Below are 23293 nucleotides of genomic sequence, written 5' to 3' on the forward strand. Positions count from 1 at the left end.
CAGTTCTTTGACTACTCGTAACTCCAACTGCCTGTTGGCTCGAATAGAGGGAGGTAGTTTACCCTGTTTACGGTTATTGAATCTTCTCTTTGATAGAACTGGTACTCGTAGCATGGAGATAATCCTCACGAGTGAAAGTGTGCGAGTCCCTTCCCGCCATCTCGGTTAAGATGTCTTGTCTTACAACAGCCCGACAAAAGGCTTTAGATTTGATCCGGACTAGGGAAGTATCCGGGTGTCTGTGCCAAACCGAGACTCAATGCGGTATTCAACGGTTTAAATTGCCGTTTGTCCGGCAATCCCCAACCTCAACGAAGTCGGTTGGGGTTGTTGAATATTCCTCCTACTTCTCCAGCTTAGAAGGGCGGGTTTAGTCAAGTTATCGGTAAAATCCGTCCCTACCCCCCTCCAGACGCGCCTGCTCATAGTTTGCCACAGCTTGTAGAGACGCGCCATGGCGCGTCTCTACAAGCCATGGCGCGATCGCTAGACCATTGATGCAGTAGGAGTTAGGCAAGGATTGTCGCCCTAAAACAGCTAACTTGAGTCTGTCAATTGCGCCTCAAGGCTATAAACTGAAGGATGCATCAAGATTGAGACGATTTTATTTAAGCTGTGCGAAAAATAGTAATTGCCGGTAACTGGAAAATGTTCAAAACTCAAAGGGAGTCCTCTGAGTTTTTGCAAGAATTTATGCCCAAGCTGGAGCAAACACCCCCAGAGCGGGAAGTTGTTCTGTGTGTTCCCTTTACAGACTTGGGAGTGATGTCCAAAAATCTGCACAATAGCCGGGTGCAGCTAGGGGCGCAGAATATCCACTGGGCAGATGAAGGCGCTTTCACCGGGGAAATTTCTGGTCTCATGTTGACCGAACTCGGCTTGCGTTATGTGGTTGTCGGTCACAGTGAGCGACGTCAGTACTTTGGTGAAACGGACAAAACCGTGAACCAGCGCCTCCTCGCCGCCCAGCGTCACGGGTTAATTCCGATTCTTTGTGTTGGTGAAACAAAGCAACAACGGGATGCTGGAGAAGCGGAATCTCACATCAGCCAGCAACTTGTAGAAGGCTTGGTGGATGTGGAACAGCAGCAACTGGTGATCGCGTATGAACCGATCTGGGCAATTGGCACAGGGGATACCTGTGAAGCCGCAGAAGCCAATCGGATCATGGGTTTGATTCGCTCTCAACTGAAAGTTGCGGATGTGCCAATTCAATACGGGGGTTCGGTCAAGCCGGCGAATATTGATCAGATTATGGCGCAACCTGAAATTGATGGGGTGCTAGTTGGCGGAGCCAGTCTTGATCCTGGGGGGTTTGCCCGAATTGTCAATTATCAGTAGTTCATTGTTGATGGTTCATTGTTGATGGTTGATAGTTCATGGGTCGTTTGTTGAAAAAAATCGATAGATGACGTAGCTTGCTTCTTTTCGGGAAGCGAGTATGACATAAGACGAATGACAAAGGACAAATGACGAATGACAAAGGACAACTAACCATCCGAGAACGTTCTTTCTGTTGGGGAGAACGTACCTACCTCATGGGCGTTTTAAATGTGACGCCGGATAGTTTTAGTGATGGGGGAGAGTTTAATACCCCAGCAGCAGCTTTGGCACAAGCTCAACGGCTGGTCGAGGCGGGTGTGGATATTCTGGACATCGGCGGACAATCAACCCGACCGGGGGCTGAGGAGATTTCGGAAGCCGCAGAACTCCAGCGTGTACTCCCTGTGGTCAAGGCGGTACGTTCCTCGCTGTCTGTTCCGATCTCGGTGGATACCACGAGAGCCTCTGTCGCGAAAGCAGCGGTGGCGGTGGGGGCGGATATTGTCAATGATATTTCTGGTGGCACGTTTGACCCGGATATGTTTCCTGTGGTTGCCCAATTGGGTGTGCCAATCATTTTGATGCATATCCGGGGAACCCCCCAAACTATGCAAAAGCTGACCGATTATCATGACCTCATCGGCGAAATCTACGAGTTTCTAGAGGGTCAAATTCAGGTGGCTATCAACGCGGGAATTGTGCGATCGCGCTTGATCATTGATCCGGGGATTGGGTTCGCCAAAACCGCTGAGCAAAATATACAACTCCTGCGACAACTTGCTGCTTTTTGTTCCCTCGGTGTGCCTATTTTAGTCGGCGTGTCTCGCAAACGTTTTATCGGTCACATTCTTAACCAACCTGACCCCAAGCAACGAGTCTGGGGAACGGCGGCGGCTTGCTGTGCGGCGATTGCGGCAGGATCTGATATTCTCCGGGTTCACGATGTTTCTGCAATGTATGATGTCTGTCGGGTAGCCGATGCCATTTGGCGGTAGTAGACAATGCGACTCAGTTAAGAAAACCTGGAGAAGCCATAGGATGCTTCGCTTTTATTGCATGGAAGGGGGAGAATTCAAAACCTCTCCAAATAAAAAAATATATTCCGCTTCCCTCTCCTTGTAGGAGAGGCGTCGGGAGAGGTTTGGAGAGAGGTTCGGAGAGAGGTTCGGAGAGAAGACCAAAAGTAAGGGAGAAGCTGGGGAAGAAAAAATTAAATTAGAGCTTATCCGACGAGTATCGGGGTAGTCGAGTATTTGTTCTCGTCTGATTGTGAATTTTTGTAAAGTAATTTAGCGAAACCTTGCAATAATTGCTCTAAAAACTCATAATTCTAATCTGACGGCGATGTGATGTATAGAGCAGCGTTATCCCGGAAGAGTCGGGATCAGCTTATGCCTTATCGATTGCTGTCAAGTCATCAAAAGCCGTATTTGAGTTAGCGAAAAAGTACCATCAAACGGTAAACTAAAAATAGTTATTGACCTCTCTACTGGAGTTTGGATGATCAATTGAAGCTAGGTGGAACAAGGGCGTTAAGTCAAAATGATAGAAGACGATATAACGTTCGTCTATCTAAAAAAGCCTTTGAATTACGAGGCAAATCAGACCCTTCAATTGCCAGACAAGTCAATTCCCATCGAGTAGCCATAAGACCCAAAAAGTCTTAGCTGCTTATGAGTCTAAGCTAAGTGGTTGGAATCGTTCAGCCCAAAGCCAAAAAGCTAACAAAACTGATTTAGGTAGCATTTTGCCTGTACAATCAGAAATGGCAGACGTTGACATCGTTTGTTTTCATCTATCTTTCTTTGGCAAATTTGTTAAGTTTTCTCTAAGAGACAGGAGTATCGCTAAATGTTCGGTTTTTTAAAATCTAAAGACAAATCGTCAGAAGCTCCGAAAAGCAAAAAAAGTAAAGACTACTTTTTGGAACTAGACGATGTGGGGGCGGTTAAATCGGAACCGGAAGCAAAGAAACCGGAACCCGCTAAAGCAACCAAAGCTCCAGAAGCAGAAGCGAAAAAGCCAGCAGCGAAGAAGCCAGCAGCGAAAGCGGCTAAAGCACCAGCAGCAAAACCGCAAAAAGCTGCACCCCAAGCGACGCCAGCAGCGGCTAGCAATGGCAAAGCCGAGCCTCAACCGGGAGTCACCTTTGCACCAAACAACTTATTGCCACTCAAAACCAATAGTAGTCGGCGGCGTCCAGGTCCTTCTATGAATAATTTCCTGGAGATGGCACGTCAGGTGCAGCCTCCTCGCTCATAAGGTGTCGATGTAGAGACGCGCCATGGCGCGTCTCTACAATCGTTCCCTGTTCCCTCCCCTCACCACAAAACTGATTCAGCAGACCCTAATTATTTTTCAGAAAAACCAGTCCACTGTATAGTTCAAAAGCAGAATCCCAGAGGCTTTCTTGACGTCGAAACAAGTCAATGTGAGCGGGTAAACGAGTCAGCATTTCTTTGTAATCGAGAGCCGTTTCAGCAAAATTGGTGAAATCTGACCAAACTGGAGTTTGAGAAAGTTGGCGGTTGAGAAAATCCCGCAGGTTATTCCAGTTGATTCGATTAGTTGTCTGGCTTAGGGGAGACGGGGATTTTCCCTGAGTTGGGTGATTTTTTGGCTGGGGGAATAACTCAATTCCCTGCTGAAATTGATAATCGCGATCGCATAAACGCAGGATAGTTTTTCTCGTCAGTAAATGCAAGTCGCAAAACTGGGCGTAGTCTTGGGTTTGAGTCTTACGCTGTAATTTACCACGAGCGTCAACATCCACCACTTGTTCAAAAATAGGTAAGCGTCCCTCTACCCGTTGACTCACTTCTGACCACTGAAAGGGGAGAGAACCTAGTTGACCTTGATCATTTTCGCAGACAACGGTGGCTTCCTGAGAACTAACTTGGGAAAAATAATGAACCCTAAACACGTTAAGAGATTGAATCTCCGCCAAAATTGCCCAAAAACAAGGAACTGAACCCTGCTTGAGGGATGACGCATAAAATTTTAATTCGCCAATGGGTCCAACTCGATACAACCGCCATCCCCGCGTCGGGAGTTGTAGGCGGGCGGTATAGGGATCGATTTGCATAATCTTTGCCAAGGTTTGGGCGGCTGTGGGTTTGGCTTCGAGTTCAATGGGTTCTAGGACTAAAATACCAAATTGAGTATTTTCGGGGTCAGCCGTGGCTTGGGCTAAGGCTTGGCGGCGTTTTTCTTGTTCCATGGCTTCTAAACGCCCCAATCCCTGACGCGCTTGGGTCATAACTTTAGGATGCGTTGTATTTTTAAGTAACTTGCGGTAAGCCGTTTCTGCGGCGTCTAGCTTACCTGTGGCTTCGTGTAAACGTCCGATATAGAGTCGCACCCACGGGTTATTAGGATCTTCCTTGGCTAATTGTTTGAGTAACCGAGCCGCTGTGCGGTAGTCTTTTTGTTTAAAGGCATTAATAACTTGGTCAAGCATAATTTAGTCTTATGTCTTATGTCTTATGTCAAAAATTATCGCTTTGGTGTTTCTAAACTAGCAGCAATTAACGAAAGAGCCATAAGCGGGGCGGTAACAGCGCGTAAAATTCTATGTCCGAGGGAAACAGGTTGAAATCCAGCCGCGATCGCTTGTTCGATTTCTTGGGGTGTCCAGCCGCCTTCGGGTCCTGTTGCAATGGCGATAATAGAGCGTTTTGACCCTTCGCTGCGTTCATCTGGAACCGGGTTTTGAATGTAGGGGCGGGTTTCACTATTATCGTTTGTTGTCACCCTGATGTGGCTAAACCCGCCCTCATCTCCCTTATCTTGCCCATCTCCAGGATCAATAACCTCTAACTTAGGTAAGCAATTTAACAGATGAGGAACGTTACCCCGTGCGACACAAATATAGCAGTGGGTGGTGGAGTCGATAGCTTGTTTAATCGCTGAGGTAAAGTCCAAGGGATCAATAATTGTGGGTACAATCTGACGTTCCGATTGTTCAGCGGCTTCTTGGGCGATACGTCGCCAGCGTTCCAGTTTGCGGGGACTGGGATTGAGAATTGTGCGATCGCTCTTAATTGGTATGATATCGGTTACACCGAGTTCGGTTGCAGCGGAGATAATATCCTCAAATCCACTCCCCTTGGGCATCGCAGCGATTAGGGTAATTGCACAAGGTAATTCGGTTTGGATGGGGATCGATTCAATAATTGTCGCTTGGGTTAGGTTCGCCATTAACTCACTCAACCACCAGTTTCCCTCTCCATCCATGGCAATAAAGCGATCGCCTTCAGTCAGTCGCAAGACTCGCACCAGATAATGCTGTTGGCTTTCGGTGAGGAGAATCTGTTGGTTTTGTCGTTGCGTGGGTGAGATGACTAACCGTTGCAGGTTCATGGTTGATTGTTGATGGTTCATTGTTCATAGTAGATGTAGCCAAAGAAACAGGAACCATGAATTTTTTACTGGGTTGTGCAGTTTGGGCGTATAAGGGTTGGATTGGTGAGTTTTATCCGCCGAAGAGTCCAGCAGGGGAATTGCTGCATCTGTATAGTCAACGGTTGAGAACCGTTGAAGGGAATACCACATTTTACGCGATTCCCAGTTCAGAAACGATCGCGCAGTGGAAATCCCAGATGTCACCGGGTTTTCAGTTGTGTCCCAAATTGCCGCGATCGCTCACTCATAATGGATTATTGAAACCCTCAATTTCAGAGGCGTTGGCGTTTTTGGAGAGGATGCGAGAGTTAGGAGAACATTTAGGTCCGGTGTTTGTCCAACTTCCCCCCAGCTATGAACCCGCATTCCTAGAGGATTTAGCCGCCTTTCTCGAAGCATGGCAGAAAACGGAGGCTGCGATCGCGGTAGAAGTACGTCATCCTGATTGGTTTGAATCCCCCCACGCCAGTCATCTGAATGAACTGTTAACCCAATTAGGAGTCGGACGAGTAGAGACGCGCCATGGCGCGTCTCTACAATAGTTCTCCCTGGCTATTAAGCTTCAATGACAACTCGTAAATTGCCGCGTTTCCGCATAACTCGACAGGCAGTTGCTCCACTAGAGCGCTCAAATTCTAAATCTAATACAGTTTGCCCAATTTTTAGGTTTTGCAGTGACAAATACTGGACGGATTCAGGGAGGGTGGGATGAATAATTCGCAGATAATTACTGGGCGTATCGGGTACTAAATTAACCATCACCTGTAGGAGTTGAAAAATCGTTCCTGTTGCCCAGGCTTGCGGCGAACACGCCACAGGATATCGCACGGGTGTGCTATTGGGGGTGCGTTCATAGCCACAGAAGAGTTCGGGTGGACGATAATAGGGTTGTTGGGTGGTCATGTCGATAATACCTTGAGCCACTTCCAACGCCTGATCCACTAATCCTAGCGATCGCAATCCGGCAATAATCATCCCATTATCGTGATGCCATACTGATCCGAGGTGATAGCCCATGGGATTATACGCCGGAGATAAGCTACTCAAGGTGCGAATTCCCCAGCCACTAAACATATCCGGCGCTTGCAATCGTTCGGCGACATTGTGTGCCTTGTCTTTTGATAAAATATCTACTCCTAGACAATGCCCCGGATTAGAGGTGATACTATCCACAGGCTTGCCCTTACCATCCAACGCCAAGGCACAATAACCGCGATCGGGGAGCCAAAAGTCGCGATTGAAGCGGGTTTTCAAGTCTTGGGCTTCCTCATACCAACGATTTGCCACATCTAACTGCTTTTTGCTACGAGCAAGCTGGCTTAAGCGCATCTTCGCCGCATAAACATACCCTTGCACTTCCGCCAGAGTAATCGCCCCTTCCGCTAACTTCCCTTTGGTATCAACGATACAGTCTCCTGAGTCTTTCCATCCCTGATTCCGGAGTCCCCCCTTGGACTTGCATTCATAGCTAATATAGCCCGTCTGCTGACAACGGCGATCAATCCAATCCATCGCCGCTAAAGCATTATCCCACAACCGATCCAACAGTTCCTGATCATACGTCCAAGCATAATAATCCCCATAGAGCATCAACCACAATGGCGTAGCATCAACCGTACCATAGTAAGGTCTGTGGGGGAGTTCGCCACAACGAGCCATTTCACCCAGGCGCAACTCGTGCAGAATCTTACCCGGTTCTTCTTCCCGCCACTTGTCCTCAACCTTACCCTGATAATCAGCCAGGGTAATCAAGGTTTGGCGAGCAATCCCCGGATCGAGAATCAGCGTTTGGTATGCAGCAATCAAAGAATCCCGTCCAAATAACGTAGAAAACCAAGGAATCCCAGCACAGAGAATCTTACCCTTGCCAAAGGTTTGACCTAAAAGATAGATATCCTGTTCAGCGCGTTCAATAATCTGGTTTAAGGCTCGATTATCCGTGCGAATCCGAGTCACACCCTCTCGCCAATCGCTCTCCTCCATCGCCTCCGCCGCGATCGCTTGTTTTAGAGTTGTCGGCGCTTTCACCACAGAAGCTGGACTATTGTCAACAAAGGGCTGTAAGCGATACCCAAATTTCTGGGTTTCGTGAGAATTCAATTCCAACCGCCAAATTGCCGTATATCCCCTAAATTCATCAGGCTGACGGTGATAAAACTGAATTCGAGACTCCATCAACACCTGATCCAATCCCTGATAGGCTAAGGTGAGTTCGCCCGTTGCCTCAACCAAAGACTGCACATCTGGGTTTAAGGCATTGTCCCCTGGAGGTATAACCCGTCGCATTAGCGTCCCCACCTGCTGACGCACATAACCGCGAATTTGGAATAAATCCGCAAAATCGGCATCAAAACTTAAACTTAGGTCAAAGCTAACGGGTTGGGTGCTGTAGTTGGTAATCTTCAGGTCTTCAAATAGTCCACCCTGTAGTACAATGTCGCGTTGAATGCCGATCGTTTCCGCCTGAATACGCCCCTTAACATAAGGATTCGCACAGAGAACCGAAAGGGCAAAACCTTGTCCGGCTGTACTGCTAAGTAAAATCGGAGAGAGTCCCTCAATTTGTAACTCTAGGCGACTGAGAAATCGAGTATCTTGACAAAATAAGCCTAAGCTTTTGTCAGATTTATCATCAAGACATCCAGCAATATTGCCGAGGGGATCGGTAATTAAAAATAGATCATTATCTTTGAGCGTCAATGTAGATTGCAGTCGTTTTTTTGTGGTGCCTTGCCACTCTGGAATCGGCACTTGTTCAGCCGGCGCAAAGGTTCTACCGTTGAGTTCAACGATATTCAGATCCGTTCCAGTTTTTTGGTTGAGGGTATTTGTATCAGACATCGTTCATAGTTCCTCCATTTCTCGTTCCCAGGCGAAAGCCCCTTCTGCCTATCTTCCAGGCTCTGTCTCCCCTATTCCCCAACAAGGGCGGGTTTTGTTGCTCAGCTATCAGTTGCAAACTCTCGTGAACTACCCACACTTCTCTGACGAGTAAGTGTGGGCTTATAGTTTCACAGCCCGTTGCCCTTTCACATTACGGTTATCCGGTCTTACACAGGCTCCACTAGCAGGAACACTAGCAGGAACGGGGTTCCCTCCGTTCATAGCGAGTATCCGAATACCTTCTGCTCTGATGTTCGATGATGCATTATCGTCACAGTCATGATGAGTGCCACAGGAGGGGCAATCCCACTCTCTGATATCTAGCGGCAATTTGTCAATTTACAATATGAACATTTTTTAGAACTTGGGAAAAATCTGTCAATTTCTATCAACTTACCTTCGGATGACGCGGCTTATCGACAACATTCTGACCCATGGAAAGCAAAGCCAGGGGTTGTCTATTAACGGTTTGGTTCATGATTCACCTCATTCAATTTTATCTGATGTCTTATGTCGGGTGCAGAAGGTTTAACGTATGTCTTGAAACCTTCTGCCTTCTGCCTTCTGCCTTCTGCCTTCTGCCTTCTATAAACTTAGCTGGCTAGAAGCGTGGGGACATGCAGATGACCATTGCGAGCAAACCATTCTGCTAAAACTTGGTTGTAGACGGCTTCATATCCATTAACCATGCGTTTCACCGCGAAGTTGGTTTCAACATGTTCCCGACAGGCGTGTCGATTCAGTTGGGGTATTTTCGCGATCGCATCCACGCACTCCTCAATTGTATCACAAAGGAACCCTGTCTTTCCGTGAACGATAATTTCTGGGGCTGATCCTAACGCCATAGCAATCACCGGAGTGCCAGATGCCATAGATTCAATCATCACCAGTCCAAAGGGTTCACGCCAGGTAATCGGGAATAGCGTCGCCACTGCACCTCCCATCAATTCATTTTTCTTTTCGTGATTGGCTTCACCCCAAAACTCAATTTGTTTACCATCAATTAAAGGTTCCACTTCCGCCTCAAAAAAGGCTCGATCTTTGGGATCAACCTTACCCGCTATTTTCAAATGGCATCCGGAACGCTTGGCAATTTCAATCGCTAACCTGGGTCCTTTTTCCGGGGATATGCGCCCAACAAACGCCAGATAGGGTGGCTGTTTGGGCTGAGAGTAAAATTTAAAGCGTTCGGGTGCGATCGCGTTATAAACCGTTGCCACATAATTCAGTCCCAACTCAGGGCGCTGCTGGGCATTGGAAATACTGACAAAATGTTGCTGACGATGCTTGGTAAAAATCTGCTCAACTAATGGCGAAAATGTACCATGAACTGTATGCACAACTGGCGTTTTTGTCAAGTTCGTGTATGGAAGCGCTGGGTAATCCACATGAGCATGAATCACATCAAACTCATTGGCTCGTTCAAAGACTTTGCTCAACTGCATTTGTTCATAAACGGCGTATTCTTGATGGGTTACGTCGAGAGAACGCAGGGCTTTTTCACATCCGGGTTCCAGTTTTGCCAGTGTCTCTGAATCACCGGATGCAAACAAGGTTACCTCATGACCCCGACGGACAAGTTCATCAGTGAGTAAACTCATCACTAATTCCGTACCACCATAAGCTGGGGGAGGTAAACGCTCCCACAACGGTGCGATTTGAGCAATCCGCATTTTAAAAATTTCCATTAAATTCCCATTTAAAGTGAGATGGAATGAAGAAACGTTAGTAATTTAGGGTTAATTAACGTGGCGCTGGTTTCAACAAGCGTGATCTTCGGATTCGCGACCTTCTTTGTTAAGGTGTATAGAACAAACTATACTCAGGGGGAGCTAGTTTTGCCAATTCGTGAACTCTACCCCTGATTGGTAGGGAAAACCGTATAGCCGTTTGCGCGTAGCGCTATATTCCGCGTCTGAATCTGCCCAACTTATTGAGTAAGACTGAGCCGAAAACTGCATAAGTCCCTTCCAGTCAGAAATATAGCCGATTGGAAACAGACAGTCTAAATCATTCAAGTTTCCCAACCCAAGGTTGCTAAACATACCCGGTGACTCAACCCGGTACGATTTTAGGCTGGAATTATTACAGCGTTTTCCGACTCGATGTAATCCGCCTACATAAGATTAAACAAAGGCTGTTTCGTGTTTACTGGACTACACCGTGTTAAGAAGTGCTGTAGATTTCATCTCTTCGATATAACGACATATAAACACCAGAAAAGCCAATTCTATTGCAGGTTAAGGCGATGCAAACTAACGATTTACGTCCAGAACTTAATGTCGCATCATTCAATCTGAACAGTCTTGTTGAAGGCACAGATTATCTATCGGATCAAGTTGTTGTTAAGTTCAAATCAGGGATTGAGTCAAGTCAGATTCAAACCTTACAAGGAAATATGCAAGCTTCGATACTCGAATCAACGAATATGTTAGGGACACAGCTTTGGCAACTTGATGGGTTAAGTGTTGCCCAAGCGATTTCTACTTACAGTAATCATCCCCTGATTGAATACATTGAACCTAACTATACGATTAGTCTGAATACCACAATTCCCAATGATTCAGAGTTTAACCAACTTTGGGGATTAAATAATACCGGACAAACGGGTGGTACTTCAGACGCCGATATTGACGCTCTAGAAGCCTGGGATCGTGCGACAGGAAATAATGTAGTCGTTGGCATCATTGATACTGGGGTGGATTATACTCACCCAGAACGGATTAACAATATGTGGACAAATCCCGGAGAAATTTTCGGCGATGGGATTGACAATGATGGCAATGGTTATATTGATGATTACTATGGCTGGGACTTTGCCAATAATGATAGTGATCCCTGGGATGATGAAGGACATGGAACTCATGTCGCTGGCACAATTGCCGCTGAAGGAAATAATAATAGTGGCGTAATTGGTGTGGCTCCCGATGCTCAAATTATGGCATTAAAATTCCTAAATTCTTCGGGTTCCGGCACAACCTTTAACGCAATTCAGGCAATAGAATATGCTACAATGATGGGAGCCAATCTCACCAATAATAGTTGGGGCGGGGGTGGCTACTCTCAAGGATTATACGACGCGATCGCGGCAGCAGGTCAAGCCGGACAGTTATTTATTGCGGCGGCGGGTAATGGTGGCTTTGATGGGATTGGCGATAATAACGATATCACTCCCCATTATCCCTCTAACTATGACCTCGATAACATTATCTCCGTCGCGGCTACGGATCATAATGATAATTTGGCATCCTTCTCCAATTATGGCGTCACCTCTGTTGATTTAGGCGCACCTGGGGTCAATATTTACAGCACGATTCCTGGGGAAGGATATGCTAGTTATAATGGAACGTCTATGGCAACACCTCACGTCTCTGGGGTGGCGGCTTTAATTTGGTCACAAAATCCTCAATTAACCGCCTCAGAGGTAAAAAATCAGATTTTAAGCACTGTTGATCCGATTTCATCATTGCAAGGAAATACGGTAACGGGTGGACGATTAAATGCCAATAATGCCTTGAATCCAACGACACCACCACCTTCTCCTTTAGGAGAGATTCATGGAAGTAAGTGGAATGATATTGATGGCGATGGAATTTGGGATGCGAATGAGCCAGGTTTAAGTGGTTGGACGATTTACTTAGATCAGAATCAAAATAGTCAATTGGATGCGGGGGAAGTTTCCACCATTACGGATATTAACGGGAATTATTCGTTCACCGAATTAACGGCTGATACTTACACTGTAGCTGAAGTATTGCTACCCGGTTGGCAACAAACTGTTCCGGGTTCAGAACCATCATTTAACTTGGTAGCAGGTACAGGAAGTGGTGGAACCAATGAATTCAGCTTAGTTGAATTGCAAACTGATCCAGTGGCGGAAATTTTGATCGGTTCTGCCAGTTATAACCCTGGTTTAGACATTGATCCAACCAGTGGGCTGCTTTATGGTGCTAGTTCTTCATTACGGCTTATTGATCAAACAGATGGTTCTTACACTAACATTGGCACAATTCATAGTGCTAATGAAAGTTCCATCTTGATGAGAAGTATTGCCTTTTCACCCAATGGAACGTTGTATGGAAATGCCACAAGCACTAATATGCTTTACACTATCGATCCAGCAACTGCTTTTGCTACCCCAGTAGGTACAATTGCTAATACTACGTGGGGAATTGATTTTGCTCCCGATGGCACCCTTTACGGTGCATCGAATAACCTGGTGGAAATTGACCCAGCAACGGGAGATATTCTTTCAACTGTCGGTTCGTTAGGAACAACCGTTGTCGATATTGATTTTGCCCCAGATGGTTCTATCTATGGCGTTCACTACAGCAACAGCAATCTTTATCAAATTAACCCATCCGACGCTTCAACAACTCAGATTGGTACGTATGATTCTTCAACTTGGGGTGTTGCTTCCATACCATCAAACAGTAACCTTGTCCCCGGAACTTACACAGTTAACCTGAATCCTGAAGAAATTGTTACCAATATTAACTTTGGTAACCAACAAATCGAGGATTTATCGCCCCAACTCAATTTCAGTTTTGAAACCGGAGATTTTACCGATTGGAATAGTATTGGAGATGCGACAATCCAAACCGATACTATCGGCAGTACACCAACTGATGGTACATTCCAAGCCTTAATCACTAATGGTCAGGGTTCAGTGAGCGATAGTAATTTGGAAACCTTCCTAGGATTAAATACGGGTGACTTAGACAATCTGGGTAACGGGGATGCGATAGAAGGTTCTGCCCTGCAACTCACACCGATTACCGTTAAAGCGGGAGATATTTTAAGCTTTGATTGGAATTTTATCACCAATGAGCAAACGCCCAGCAGCTATAACGATTTTGGCTTTGTTTCTATCAGTTCCACCCTGTTATCCGAACTGGCAGATACTAACCAGCAATTTAATCGGTTTACAGGTTCCTTTGGCAAGCAGACTAATTATGGTACATTCGATTATCAATTCACCCAAGATGGAACCTATACTATTGGCTTAGGATTAGTCGATGCAGACGATAATAATGTTGATTCGGGACTTCTGGTCGATCATGTCCAAATTACGCCTGATCCTTTATTCAACTTTGGCTTTGAAAACGGTGATTTTACCAACTGGACAACAATTGGTAACACAACTATTGAAACGGATTCAATTGGGAGTAATCCCACAGACGGCGATTACCAAGCCTTCATTACTAATAGCGTCGGTTCGGTGAGTGATGCTGAGATTGAAACCTTCTTTGGTTTAACGGCTGGTGCATTAGATAATCTGGGTAACGGTGATATCATCGAAGGTTCTGGCTTACAGTTTCAACCGATAAAAGTTCAGGCGGGAGATAGTATTAGCTTTGACTGGAATTTCATCACCAATGAAGAAAATCAAAGTAGTTTCAGTGATTTTGGCTTCGTTTCCATTACATCGGGTGTCTTATCTGAACTAGCGGATACGAGTAGTGACTTTAATCGTTTCACAGGTTCCTTTGGTTCTCAAACAGGTTATGGCACATTTACCCATCAGTTTACGGAATCGGGTATCTTTACCATTGGTGTAGGTTTAATGGATGCGGGGGATAGTTATGTGGATTCTGGGTTACTCATTGATAACTTCTCCTTCACACCGAATAGTGGTACAAATCTAGGATTATCAATTCCCAATGGAACTGTTGAAGCGGTTACACCAGAGTATACGATTCAAGGAACGCCAGACAACGACAAATTAGTCAGTTCTAATCAACAGGATGAATTCATCTTCGCGGATGCTGGCAATGATACCGTTATTGGCAGTTTAGGTGATGATGTCATTTATGGTGCAGAGGGTGATGATATCCTACGGGGTGACTTGAATAAGGGTTGCTTAAATTGTGCGATCGCGGGTGATGATATCCTCTATGGTGGCGCAGGAAATGACCGACTATATGGAAAAGGCGGTAATGACCAACTTTTCGGCGAAGATGGCAACGACAAAATCTGGGGTAATGATGGTGATGATTTACTCTGGGGTGGTTTAGGGAATGACCAATTAATCGGGGGTCAAGGTAGCGATACCTTTGTCTTAGCGGTTAGTGAAGGAATAGACAAAATTCGCGATTTCCAAATCGATGAAGATGTCTTAGGGTTGTCCGGTGAACTCACGTTTGGGGAGTTGTCGATTTCTCAACAGGGTAAGAATACCTGGATTGATTTTAATCAGGACACCTTAGCGATTTTAACTGATGTGAATGCGAATACCTTGACGGCTGATGCTTTTGCTCTTATCTAATCGATACTTTTGAATCAAGGCTGGTTTCAGTTATCAGTAACCGTAGGGGCGCACCAATGTGCGCCCTTTGCTGATGTGCGCCTAAAAAACCCAAGGGAATCCCAACAATTTGAATCCGGGCGGGTTTGGTTGTTCAGGTTGTGATATCATGTTCGGTCAAACACCCCTAATAAAAACGCCTGAAACCCCTGTTATTACAGCATTGCAATTATGGGTAATCGTACAGGAATTCTAGTCCTGAAGTGTTTCTATGGTCACGGTTAATCCTTGCTCCTGCAGCAAATTCTGAATTTCTTGGGCATTCTCGCGACTACTAAATAATCCCACTTGCATCATTAATTTCCCATTATAAGATGTACGAAATGCCCCAGGAATCAGCGATCGCACTAAGGTTTGCTGATCGTTAGTTACGGCGGCGACTAATACCCGATAACGCCCTTCCGGTGCGGTTTCTGGGGGCGGTTCCTGGGGGGTGGCGGATGGGTTGTTGCTACTGAGTACAGGAATAGAATCTCGGCTGGGTAACTCTTGTGGATTAACCGTGTCTTGCATCTCGGCTTCAGGTGTCGAGGTGGCTGGTGTAGATGTATCCGGTATCGCCGTCTCAGTTGGCGAGGGAACGGAAATATCGATGATCTGGGGAACGGTTGCGGCTGGTGTCGCTGGGTTAGTTGGGTTCTGTTGAGACTGGAGACTGGCGGGAACCGGAAAAGACGCGGCGGAAATGGACGAGGTTGAGGAGGATGCGTCTGTCTGATCTCCGGTTGCGGGTTGAGTCTCAGTTGATTCTGAGGGATTCGCCACCGATAGGGAGATGTTTCTCCAGTCTGAGGGAAACGTGGTAGGAAGTGTTTCTAACTGGGAGATAGTTGTCTCCGGTTCAATGATGGGGGAAACAGTTTCAGGAGTTGGCGAAGGATTCGCGGTAGTTTCAACGGGTTCAGATACCGATTCGGTTTCGGGAATACTCGTAGTCGTGGGGGATTCAACCGAGGTTGTGGGACTGTTGCGATCTGCGCTTCGCAGTGGCGCTTCACCATCGCCACTTAACTCTAAGGTAGCGTTTTCCCGATCAATAAATACATTTTCCCGCACATCTGCTTGTAATGTCCCCGCCACCAGAATACCGTCCCCACCATTGTTATAAAAGTAATTGCTGCGAATGGTTGGCGCACTATTGCCTTTCACCACAATTCCGGCGCTGGTATTTTCCGTAAATGTATTATCCACGACTACCGGGGAACTGGATTCAATCCATAACCCATAGCCTTGAGGATTCGGATTAGTAATCGTCACCCCCGTTACCGTGGCGGGGTTTGCTGCCAGAATGGTAATATTCTGCTGAGATGCGGTGGGACTCTCAAACATGCCCCCCCCTTGAATGATAATATTCTCCCCTCTGGTGCGGGGATTTCCTTGCAACGTGACGCCATCGGGCAAAATTAAAGGAAAGGTTTCACCGGTTTGGGAACTATAGATACCAGGCGTTAATCGAATCACCGTATTCGGTTGCGCGACTTGTAAGGCTTTGGCAATAGTTTTGAACGGGGAATCCATATTACCATCACCATTAATATCATCCCCAGTTATGGGGTTGACCAACAACACTTGGGTGTCTTGCTGATTTTGGACAACAAGTCGCTGGGGATTCGGTGTTAACTGGGCTACAGCTTCCAGAGGAGTCAGGGTGATACAGCTAAGAGAAACCACAGCGATCGCGCCTATCCTAAACCGGATTGGGCGTAGGTGGTGGAACCATTGAATTGGGTAAGGCTTAACCATCTCCTGCGGTATGAATCTGAAGCTATGTTTTGAGTGTACTGTACTCAGTTGCCCTAGAATAACGAATCGGCAACCGTTCGACAATTATTAAAATTTTCCACAGTTATGAATCATTCCAGATTCAGTCAACCCTTTAAAGCCATCATCCTGTTAGGATAAGAAATCATGTGGAGCAGTTCGCGATGAGCGGGTACAACGGTTGGATAGGTCAAGAACCAGCAGTTTGCCGAATATTAGATGCGAATTTAGACCGAGCCAGAGAAGGCTTACGGATTATCGAAGAGTGGTGTCGCTTTGGTCTAAATAGCGTGCAGATGGCGAGTGAATGCAAACAGATGCGCCAAGAACTCGCCCGTTGGCATAGTCGAGAGATTCGCGCCGAACGGGATACGCCCGGTGATTTGGGGACGGAACTCTCTCATCCCCAGGAAGAACAACGCGCCAATATCCAACAAGTTTTGCAAGCGAACCTGTGTCGGGTTCAGGAAGCCTTACGGGTACTAGAAGAATATGGTAAGCTTCATAGTCCCAATATGGGAACCGCTTGCAAGCAAATGCGCTATCGGGTCTATACCCTGGAGAGTCAGTTGCTCATCTACCACCGTTATCAACGGCTGAAGCGATCGCAGCTTTATTTAGTCACCTCATCCTCAGACCAACTCTTGCCTACGGTAGAAGCGGCGCTACAAGGGGGACTGACGTTAGTTCAGTATCGGGAAAAGGGGGCTGATGATTTAGTCAAACTCGCTCAAGCCCAGAAACTGCGCCAGATGTGCCACCATTACGGGGCATTATTGATTATGAACGATCGCGTGGATTTAGCTCTGGCAATTGATGCCGATGGCGTTCATTTAGGACAGCAGGATTTGCCCATCGCTGTCGCCCGAAAACTCCTGGGACCTCATCGAATTATTGGGCGCTCTACCACAAATCCTGAGGAAATGCAACAGGCAATCAGCGAAGGAGCCGATTATATTGGCGTCGGACCCGTCTATGAAACCCCAACCAAAGTTGGCAAAGCGGCAGCGGGGTTAGACTATGTGCAGTATGCAGCACAACAAGCATCAGTTCCCTGGTTTGCGATCGGTGGCATTGATCCGAATAATATTCATGAGGTCTTAGGGGCGGGAGCGAAGCGAGTCGCGATCGTGCGGGCGATCATGCAAGCGGAACAACCGACATTGGTGACTCAGTATTTTCTCTCTCAACTCACCAAAGAACAACATCTGCGTCGTATTGAAGCGGGTATTCCTCAATCATGACCAACAGTAGCGAGCAAATTACTTTACAAGTGAATGGTGAATCCCGTACCTGTGCGGCTGACACCAAATTGCCTCAGCTTTTAGAACAGCTTGACCTAAATCCACGCTTAGTGGCGGTTGAGTACAATGGCGACATTCTTCACCGCCAGTTTTGGTCAGAGACTCAGATGAAGGATGGGGATCAGTTGGAAGTTGTGACGATTGTTGGTGGCGGGTAGGGGAGATGGGGGAGCTGGGGGAGCTGGGGGAGCTGGGGAAGCTGGGGGAGCTGGGGGAGCAATGTAGAGACGTGCCATGGCGCGTCTGGGAGCTGGGGGAGTTGGGGGAGATGAGGAAGTTAACTCAAAATTCTACCTTACCTGTTCCCTGTTCCCTGTTCCTTGACAAATGACAAATCGGTAATCTCCACTTTTGGGATGTTTCAGCTCATGAAGGGGAGCGGTACAGTAAAAGTGTAGTCAGTAATACCCATCCGGCTTGAGGTGAGTTGTCTGCCTTCGTTCAGATTAAGGTGTTTGTGGCTAATGTCAGCCATAGAAAACTCACTGAAGTTGGAATAGTCCTAAATAACGTATGCGTAACCATCTTTTTTCCAAGATCAAACCTTTTTTAAAGTCTCTGCTTGTTGTTGGTCTCATTTTTACCTTAGTCCTGGGAAATGCCAGTGACGCTTTAGCCGCTCGTAGTGGTGGGAGAATTGGTGGCGGTTCCTTCCGCGCCCCAAGTCGTACCTATTCTCGCCCTGGTGGGGGGTATCGCTCTCCCGGTGGCGGTTATGGATATGGTGGCGGCGGAATTGGCTTTCCGTTTCTCTTACCCTTCTTTGGCTTCGGTGGCGTGGGGAGTCTGTTCGGAATTCTGATCTTTTTTGCGATCGCGAATTTCTTGGTGCAGTCTTTCCGGCGTTTGGGTGAAGGAGGCGGAAATGATGTCCCGAACACGATCAATCCCAAGGTTTCCGTGGGACGCTTGCAAGTGGGTTTACTTGCCAGTGCGCGTGAGCTTCAGTATGAACTTGACAAGTTAGCTCAACAAGCAAATACCGATTCCCCTCAAGGACGAGCGCAAGTGCTGCAAGAGTCTACTTTAGCCTTACTCCGCCATCCCGAATACTGGGTCTATGGTGCAACGCAATCCCAGCAGATTGCTTTAGACGCCGCCGAAGCTCGGTTTAATCAGCTTTCACTAGCCGAACGTAGTAAATTTGCCGAAGAAACCCTATCGAATTATCAGGGTCAACTTCGCCAAGAGACTGCTAAAGCGGCTGAAGGGGATGGAGCCTTGGTTGAATCTCAAGATCCGGGTGAATACATTATTGTTACCCTTTTAGTGGGTGTGCAAGGGAAGCTGGAATTACCCACCATTAATAGTTCCGATGACTTGCGTCAAGCCTTGCGTCAGATGGGTGGTGTATCGAGCGATCGCTTATTGGCAATTGAAGTCCTCTGGACACCCCAAGCCGAAGGCGATACGTTAACCTCAGATGATGTATTAGCCGAATATCCCGATCTGAAACTGGTTTAACTCACATCTTGCACCTTGCACCTTGTCTCGCTCCTAAGACAATAGTGAGCGAGACGCTCCTGATTTTGTAGGGTGTCCAAAAAGCCCACCGGATTTTCAACCGCGATCGCACGCCAAAGATGTAGGGGCGGGTTTAGGGACAATTGTAGGGGCGGGTTTAGGGACAATTGTAGGGGCGGGTTTAGGGACAATTGTAGGGGCGGGTTTAGGGACTAAATTCAGATATTCACCGATAACGGAACAACAAAACCCGCCCTCTCCACCGATAACGGAACAACAAAACCCGCCCTCTCCACCGATAAATGAAAAACAAAACCCGCCCTAATCTCAACCGCTAAATTTGACCTTATCCCGGAAACCATTCGTCTCAGGGCGGTGATAAAATTTGAACCGCCGAGTTCGATAAAACCAAGTCAACTAACTGGTCAATTAAACGGTCTTGTTCGATTGACAAAATTGACTTTCCTTGCATAACCTCTTGAAAAAGTACCAAGGAAGACATAGAACTCAAAAAAATATAAGCCGTCAACTCCGGATCACGAATGTGCCAGTCTGGATGGGATTCAAAATACTGCTTCAGACTATGACGTTCTTCCCCAATAACCTGACGGATAAACAATTGTGCTAAGTTTGGAAAATGATGTGATTCGGCAATCAATAAACGTAGAAACGCCGCGTACTCTGGATTATTCAGTTTCGCTAGAAATGCCTCTGCAAATCTTCGTAACCCTACGGCTGGCTTATCCGACAGGTTAAAATTAAAATCAGGCTGAAACTGCTCACAGATGAACTGTTCCACCAATTCAATAAACAATCCTTCTTTCGATTGAAAATGATTGTAAATGGTATGCTTAGATACGTCTGCTTCAGCGGCGATCTGATCCATACTGGTTTCCCTATAGCCATGCTGGATGAAAAGTTGCATAGCGGCTTGGGCAATTTGCTCGCGTTTAGATGGTTTCATAAATAATTCTGGAATGGTTAATTTGCTCCTCAGTTGCATTTCGCAGTCCAAACGTCTCTCTCCTGCTTAAGAGAAGGAGAGAGTATGTTAGTCATTCAGGACGGAGTAATGTTGCAACTGATAATCGAGGATGTAACCTGTCTTCATCCCCGATTTCCAATCCTCTTTAAGCGTAGTAACAGACGGACAAGGTAAAGGAGCAGGACGGAAAGGAAGCAAGTTTTCCATTTACCCTGTGCAAAAAAAATTTAACGGTTACTACTAAACGGGCAACCTGGTATGAGAGACTGGAATCATGACACCCTTTACTAATATAGTATGCGAAAATTCGATGTTGTCGTAGTCGGTGCAGGTCCAGCTGGGGGACAATGTGCAAGGTGGTTAGCGAAATCCGGTTATCAGGTTTTGTTGGTCGAGCAGCATGAAACCTTTGAGAAAAATAATTTTTCCAGTGCGGCTACGCCATTAGAAACCTTAGAAAAATTTGACTTACCGGAGGATGTTGTCGGTAGTTTTTGGCATAATTTGGTGATTGTCACCACCAATTTAACCCGAAATTGGGATGCTCCGCAAACTCTAGGCGCTGTCTTAAATTTCGCCAAGTTGAAAAAATTCCTGGCTGATGAAGTTAAATCTTGTGGCGGCGAGGTTTGGCTGGGATGTCGATATGTGAGATATGTCCAAACAGACGGTGAGACGCGGGTTGAACTGAAGCCGCGAGGGAGGGAACCAATTACTGTTAAAACCCAGGTGCTAGTCGATGCTACAGGACCCGCTAGAGCGGTTATGTATCCTAAGGAAAGCGAGAAACCTGCGTTTTTCAAGCCCTCTGGGATTGAATATTTAATTGAAGTCTCAGATAATGATTATGATAAATATGCCCATTCCCTCTGGTTTTTCTTAGGACATAAATGGATGCCAAAAGGCTATTCTTGGATATTTACCATGGAGAAGCCTCGGTTAAAGGTAGGCGCAGCATCGTATCGATTGGATCATAAAATTATTAAGCAGACGGAATCGATTCGATATTATATTGATTTACTGATTCACGAGCATATACGAGCCAAAGACTATAGGATAATCGATACTCATGGGTCAACGCTGCACTATTCCAGTGGACTGAGGGATATTTACTATCGCGATAATATTATTGCCATTGGGGATGCCGTATCAATGGTAAACCTTTTGGGCGGTGAAGGGATTCGCCATGCTATGCATTGTGCCGAAATCGCGGGCAAGCATATTCAGCAGTATTTAAAGGGTCAATCAGCCAGTTTTCAGGAGTATCAAAAAGAACTTTATCAGAAATTCTACCGAACTTGGAATTTATCTGAAAAGATTTGCAGGAAACGCTATTTAATTGAAAGCGACGAAAAAATTGATGAAGGGGTATCTTACCTGACGCCTCTAGACACTCAAGAGATGATGGATATTGTGTTTTACTATAAATTTAATAAACTGTCCAAGAGTTTAATCGTTTACCTGATCCGAAAAATTCGCTCCTGGTGGAAAGCAAAATATGTGATGAAGTATAAATCATGACTGATGAGGTGGAGTCACTGAAGGGATGTATCCAACGTCACCAAAGACAAAGGACAAAGGACAAATGACAAAGGACGAATGACAAATAACCAAAGCAAGTTAAACTATATGCAGTTTTCCACATTAGCCCATAAGTAACCATGCCCAGTAATCCGGTGTATCCCATCGTTTGGCGCGACGATCGCGTACTCCTAATTGACCAAACCCGTTTACCCCACAACTATACAGTGGTTGAAATTAAGTGCTGTGAGGATATGGCACGGGCAATTAGAACCATGATAGTCCGAGGTGCGCCAGCGATTGGTGTGGCGGCGGCTTACGGGATGTACTTAGGGGCGCGAGACATTAAAACGGCTGATCGCGAGACGTTTGTCACGGAACTCGAAGAGGTTGCCAAACTGCTGCGCCAGACTCGCCCGACGGCGGTAAATCTATTTTGGGCGATCGCCCGGATGTTGAAAACTGCCCATGAAACCATTGGTTCGGTAGATCAGTTAAAAACGGCACTGTTAGTAACCGCCCAAGGGATTCAGGTTGAAGATTTAGAGATCTGTAAAGCGATCGGGGATAATGGGTTGGCGGCTATGCCCGCGACTCCAGAAAAATTATGTATTCTTACCTATTGCAATGCGGGTTCCCTCGCCACAGCCGGCTATGGTACAGCCTTGGGAGTCGTGCGTTCAACCTGGCGCGAGAAGCGGTTAGCCAGAATTTATGCGTGTGAAACTCGTCCCCGGTTGCAAGGGGCAAAACTGACGGCGTGGGAATGTGTACAAGAGGGAATCCCAGTAACGTTAATTACCGATAATATGGCAGCCCATTGTATGCATCAGGGATTAATTGATGCGGTGATGGTGGGTGCAGATAGAATTGCTGCCAATGGAGATACGGCGAATAAAATTGGCACCTATAGTGTGGCATTACTCGCCAAAGCCCATAATATTCCCTTCTTTGTCGCCGCCCCCCTATCTACAGTTGACTTTGACTTACCCACAGGCGATTTAATTCCGATTGAAGAACGCCATCCCTCAGAAATTTATCAAATCGGTGAGACGGTGACATGTCCTACAGGGGTGGAATTTTATAATCCAGGGTTTGATGTCACGCCAGCCGAGTTAATTTCAGCCATTATTACCGAAAAAGGGGCGATGCGTCCAGAAGAGTTGCAGCAATTTCGCGTGAAGCAGTTGGCTTGATGGTTGGTTTGACTGGAATTGAGTGAAAATGGTGCAAGATTATCAGTACGCTTGATAACCTTGCACCATTGGTTATAAATCATAAATCCCAAATAACCTTGAGGTGGGCAAGATCAACAAACGATAACACGACTCGTTTTAAGCA

The 23293-nt window shown here is 46.4% G+C and carries 18 protein-coding genes and 2 pseudogenes; 10 read left to right on the top strand and 10 right to left on the bottom strand.

The features are described from left to right. On the bottom strand, positions 1–114 hold a 114-nt coding region (locus RH949_RS17440), incomplete at its 3' end, for an RRXRR domain-containing protein (protein WP_446354901.1). A 265-nt stretch (positions 115–379) separates the two neighbouring features. Continuing rightward, on the bottom strand, positions 380–517 hold the full coding sequence (locus RH949_RS17445) for a hypothetical protein (protein WP_446354869.1): 138 nt from the start codon (positions 515–517) through the stop codon (positions 380–382). 98 nt (positions 518–615) lie between these two features. Here RH949_RS17445 and tpiA point away from each other — a divergent pair, with 98 nt between their 5' ends. The 3 genes from tpiA to RH949_RS17460 all read left to right on the top strand — a co-directional run bounded on the left by tpiA (position 616) and on the right by RH949_RS17460 (position 3585). After that, on the top strand, positions 616–1341 hold the full coding sequence (tpiA, locus tag RH949_RS17450; RefSeq protein ID WP_446354871.1) for a triose-phosphate isomerase: 726 nt from the start codon (positions 616–618) through the stop codon (positions 1339–1341). Positions 1342–1469: 128 nt separating this feature from the next. Further along, positions 1470–2318, top strand: a complete 849-nt coding sequence (gene folP / locus RH949_RS17455; protein ID WP_006104282.1) for a dihydropteroate synthase — start codon at positions 1470–1472, stop codon at positions 2316–2318. Between the two features lie 856 nt (positions 2319–3174). Beyond that, positions 3175–3585, top strand: a complete 411-nt coding sequence (locus tag RH949_RS17460) for a hypothetical protein (protein ID WP_044209847.1) — start codon at positions 3175–3177, stop codon at positions 3583–3585. Positions 3586–3670: 85 nt separating this feature from the next. Here the strand turns inward: RH949_RS17460 and RH949_RS17465 are convergent, their stop codons facing one another. Both RH949_RS17465 and RH949_RS17470 read right to left on the bottom strand, forming a co-directional pair. After that, complete coding sequence (locus RH949_RS17465) at positions 3671–4783, bottom strand: tetratricopeptide repeat protein (protein ID WP_006104228.1); 1113 nt, start codon at positions 4781–4783, stop codon at positions 3671–3673. A 35-nt stretch (positions 4784–4818) separates the two neighbouring features. Beyond that, on the bottom strand, positions 4819–5706 hold the full coding sequence (locus RH949_RS17470; protein ID WP_446354874.1) for an RsmE family RNA methyltransferase: 888 nt from the start codon (positions 5704–5706) through the stop codon (positions 4819–4821). A 35-nt stretch (positions 5707–5741) separates the two neighbouring features. Here RH949_RS17470 and RH949_RS17475 point away from each other — a divergent pair. After that, positions 5742–6239, top strand: a pseudogene (locus RH949_RS17475) (DUF72 domain-containing protein); the annotation flags it as partial. A gap of 43 nt (positions 6240–6282) precedes the next feature. Here RH949_RS17475 and RH949_RS17480 read toward each other — a convergent pair. The 4 genes and pseudogenes from RH949_RS17480 to RH949_RS17495 all read right to left on the bottom strand — a co-directional run bounded on the left by RH949_RS17480 (position 6283) and on the right by RH949_RS17495 (position 10655). Continuing rightward, complete coding sequence (locus tag RH949_RS17480) at positions 6283–8568, bottom strand: amylo-alpha-1,6-glucosidase (protein ID WP_006104233.1); 2286 nt, start codon at positions 8566–8568, stop codon at positions 6283–6285. A gap of 162 nt (positions 8569–8730) precedes the next feature. Continuing rightward, positions 8731–9008, bottom strand: a pseudogene (locus RH949_RS17485) (zinc ribbon domain-containing protein); the annotation flags it as partial. A 195-nt stretch (positions 9009–9203) separates the two neighbouring features. Further along, entirely contained in the window at positions 9204–10283 is a 1080-nt protein-coding gene (locus tag RH949_RS17490; protein WP_044209900.1) for a glycosyltransferase family 4 protein, read from the bottom strand. Positions 10284–10442: 159 nt separating this feature from the next. Then, complete coding sequence (locus RH949_RS17495) at positions 10443–10655, bottom strand: hypothetical protein (protein ID WP_006104227.1); 213 nt, start codon at positions 10653–10655, stop codon at positions 10443–10445. Between the two features lie 203 nt (positions 10656–10858). Between RH949_RS17495 and RH949_RS17500 the strand changes: the two genes are divergently transcribed. Continuing rightward, the gene (locus tag RH949_RS17500; protein WP_446354877.1) at positions 10859–14878 is read left to right on the top strand and encodes a S8 family serine peptidase; all 4020 of its coding nucleotides are present in this window, start codon (positions 10859–10861) and stop codon (positions 14876–14878) included. 231 nt (positions 14879–15109) lie between these two features. On the opposite strand, the gene RH949_RS17505 is transcribed toward RH949_RS17500, so the two are convergent. Continuing rightward, positions 15110–16660: a DUF1565 domain-containing protein gene (locus tag RH949_RS17505; protein WP_446354879.1), complete on the bottom strand. Its 1551-nt coding sequence runs from the start codon at positions 16658–16660 to the stop codon at positions 15110–15112. Between the two features lie 182 nt (positions 16661–16842). On the opposite strand from RH949_RS17505, the gene RH949_RS17510 reads away from it, so the two are divergent. From RH949_RS17510 to RH949_RS17520, 3 genes are all read left to right on the top strand, one after another. After that, on the top strand, positions 16843–17922 hold the full coding sequence (locus tag RH949_RS17510) for a thiamine phosphate synthase (protein WP_006104291.1): 1080 nt from the start codon (positions 16843–16845) through the stop codon (positions 17920–17922). Next, the gene (thiS, locus tag RH949_RS17515; protein WP_446354882.1) at positions 17919–18140 is read left to right on the top strand and encodes a sulfur carrier protein ThiS; all 222 of its coding nucleotides are present in this window, start codon (positions 17919–17921) and stop codon (positions 18138–18140) included. Before RH949_RS17510 ends, thiS begins: the two co-directional genes overlap by 4 nt. A 355-nt stretch (positions 18141–18495) precedes the next feature. Next, entirely contained in the window at positions 18496–19446 is a 951-nt protein-coding gene (locus RH949_RS17520; protein WP_446354884.1) for a DUF1517 domain-containing protein, read from the top strand. Between the two features lie 367 nt (positions 19447–19813). On the opposite strand, the gene RH949_RS17525 is transcribed toward RH949_RS17520, so the two are convergent. Further along, positions 19814–20410, bottom strand: coding sequence for a TetR/AcrR family transcriptional regulator (locus tag RH949_RS17525; RefSeq protein ID WP_198016569.1), 597 nt, complete (start codon positions 20408–20410; stop codon positions 19814–19816). 318 nt (positions 20411–20728) lie between these two features. Here RH949_RS17525 and RH949_RS17530 point away from each other — a divergent pair, with 318 nt between their 5' ends. Both RH949_RS17530 and mtnA read left to right on the top strand, forming a co-directional pair. Then, positions 20729–21952, top strand: coding sequence for an NAD(P)/FAD-dependent oxidoreductase (locus RH949_RS17530; RefSeq protein ID WP_446354886.1), 1224 nt, complete (start codon positions 20729–20731; stop codon positions 21950–21952). Positions 21953–22092: 140 nt separating this feature from the next. Continuing rightward, positions 22093–23148 (top strand): S-methyl-5-thioribose-1-phosphate isomerase, encoded by a 1056-nt coding sequence (mtnA, locus tag RH949_RS17535; protein WP_006104250.1) that lies wholly within the window; start codon positions 22093–22095, stop codon positions 23146–23148. Positions 23149–23293: the final 145 nt, after the last annotated feature.

Origin of the sequence: Coleofasciculus sp. A1-SPW-01, assembly GCF_040217205.1 — a bacterium.
Lineage (GTDB): Bacteria > Cyanobacteriota > Cyanobacteriia > Cyanobacteriales > Coleofasciculaceae > Coleofasciculus > Coleofasciculus chthonoplastes_A.

Bases quoted from the DNA above. Each gene is read 5' to 3' on its own strand.
- thiS (WP_446354882.1), top strand. From the start codon at position 17,919: ATGACCAACAGTAGCGAGCAAATTACTTTACAAGTGAATGGTGAATCC.
- mtnA (WP_006104250.1), top strand. From the start codon at position 22,093: ATGCCCAGTAATCCGGTGTATCCCATCGTTTGGCGCGACGATCGCGTA.
- RH949_RS17480 (WP_006104233.1), bottom strand. From the start codon at position 8,568: ATGTCTGATACAAATACCCTCAACCAAAAAACTGGAACGGATCTGAAT.
- folP (WP_006104282.1), top strand. From the start codon at position 1,470: ATGACGAATGACAAAGGACAACTAACCATCCGAGAACGTTCTTTCTGT.
- RH949_RS17495 (WP_006104227.1), bottom strand. From the start codon at position 10,655: ATGTTTAGCAACCTTGGGTTGGGAAACTTGAATGATTTAGACTGTCTG.
- RH949_RS17490 (WP_044209900.1), bottom strand. From the start codon at position 10,283: ATGCGGATTGCTCAAATCGCACCGTTGTGGGAGCGTTTACCTCCCCCA.
- RH949_RS17525 (WP_198016569.1), bottom strand. From the start codon at position 20,410: ATGAAACCATCTAAACGCGAGCAAATTGCCCAAGCCGCTATGCAACTT.
- RH949_RS17510 (WP_006104291.1), top strand. From the start codon at position 16,843: ATGAGCGGGTACAACGGTTGGATAGGTCAAGAACCAGCAGTTTGCCGA.
- RH949_RS17500 (WP_446354877.1), top strand. From the start codon at position 10,859: ATGCAAACTAACGATTTACGTCCAGAACTTAATGTCGCATCATTCAAT.
- RH949_RS17460 (WP_044209847.1), top strand. From the start codon at position 3,175: ATGTTCGGTTTTTTAAAATCTAAAGACAAATCGTCAGAAGCTCCGAAA.
- RH949_RS17520 (WP_446354884.1), top strand. From the start codon at position 18,496: ATGCGTAACCATCTTTTTTCCAAGATCAAACCTTTTTTAAAGTCTCTG.
- RH949_RS17465 (WP_006104228.1), bottom strand. From the start codon at position 4,783: ATGCTTGACCAAGTTATTAATGCCTTTAAACAAAAAGACTACCGCACA.
- RH949_RS17530 (WP_446354886.1), top strand. From the start codon at position 20,729: ATGCGAAAATTCGATGTTGTCGTAGTCGGTGCAGGTCCAGCTGGGGGA.
- RH949_RS17505 (WP_446354879.1), bottom strand. From the start codon at position 16,660: ATGGTTAAGCCTTACCCAATTCAATGGTTCCACCACCTACGCCCAATC.
- RH949_RS17470 (WP_446354874.1), bottom strand. From the start codon at position 5,706: ATGAACCATCAACAATCAACCATGAACCTGCAACGGTTAGTCATCTCA.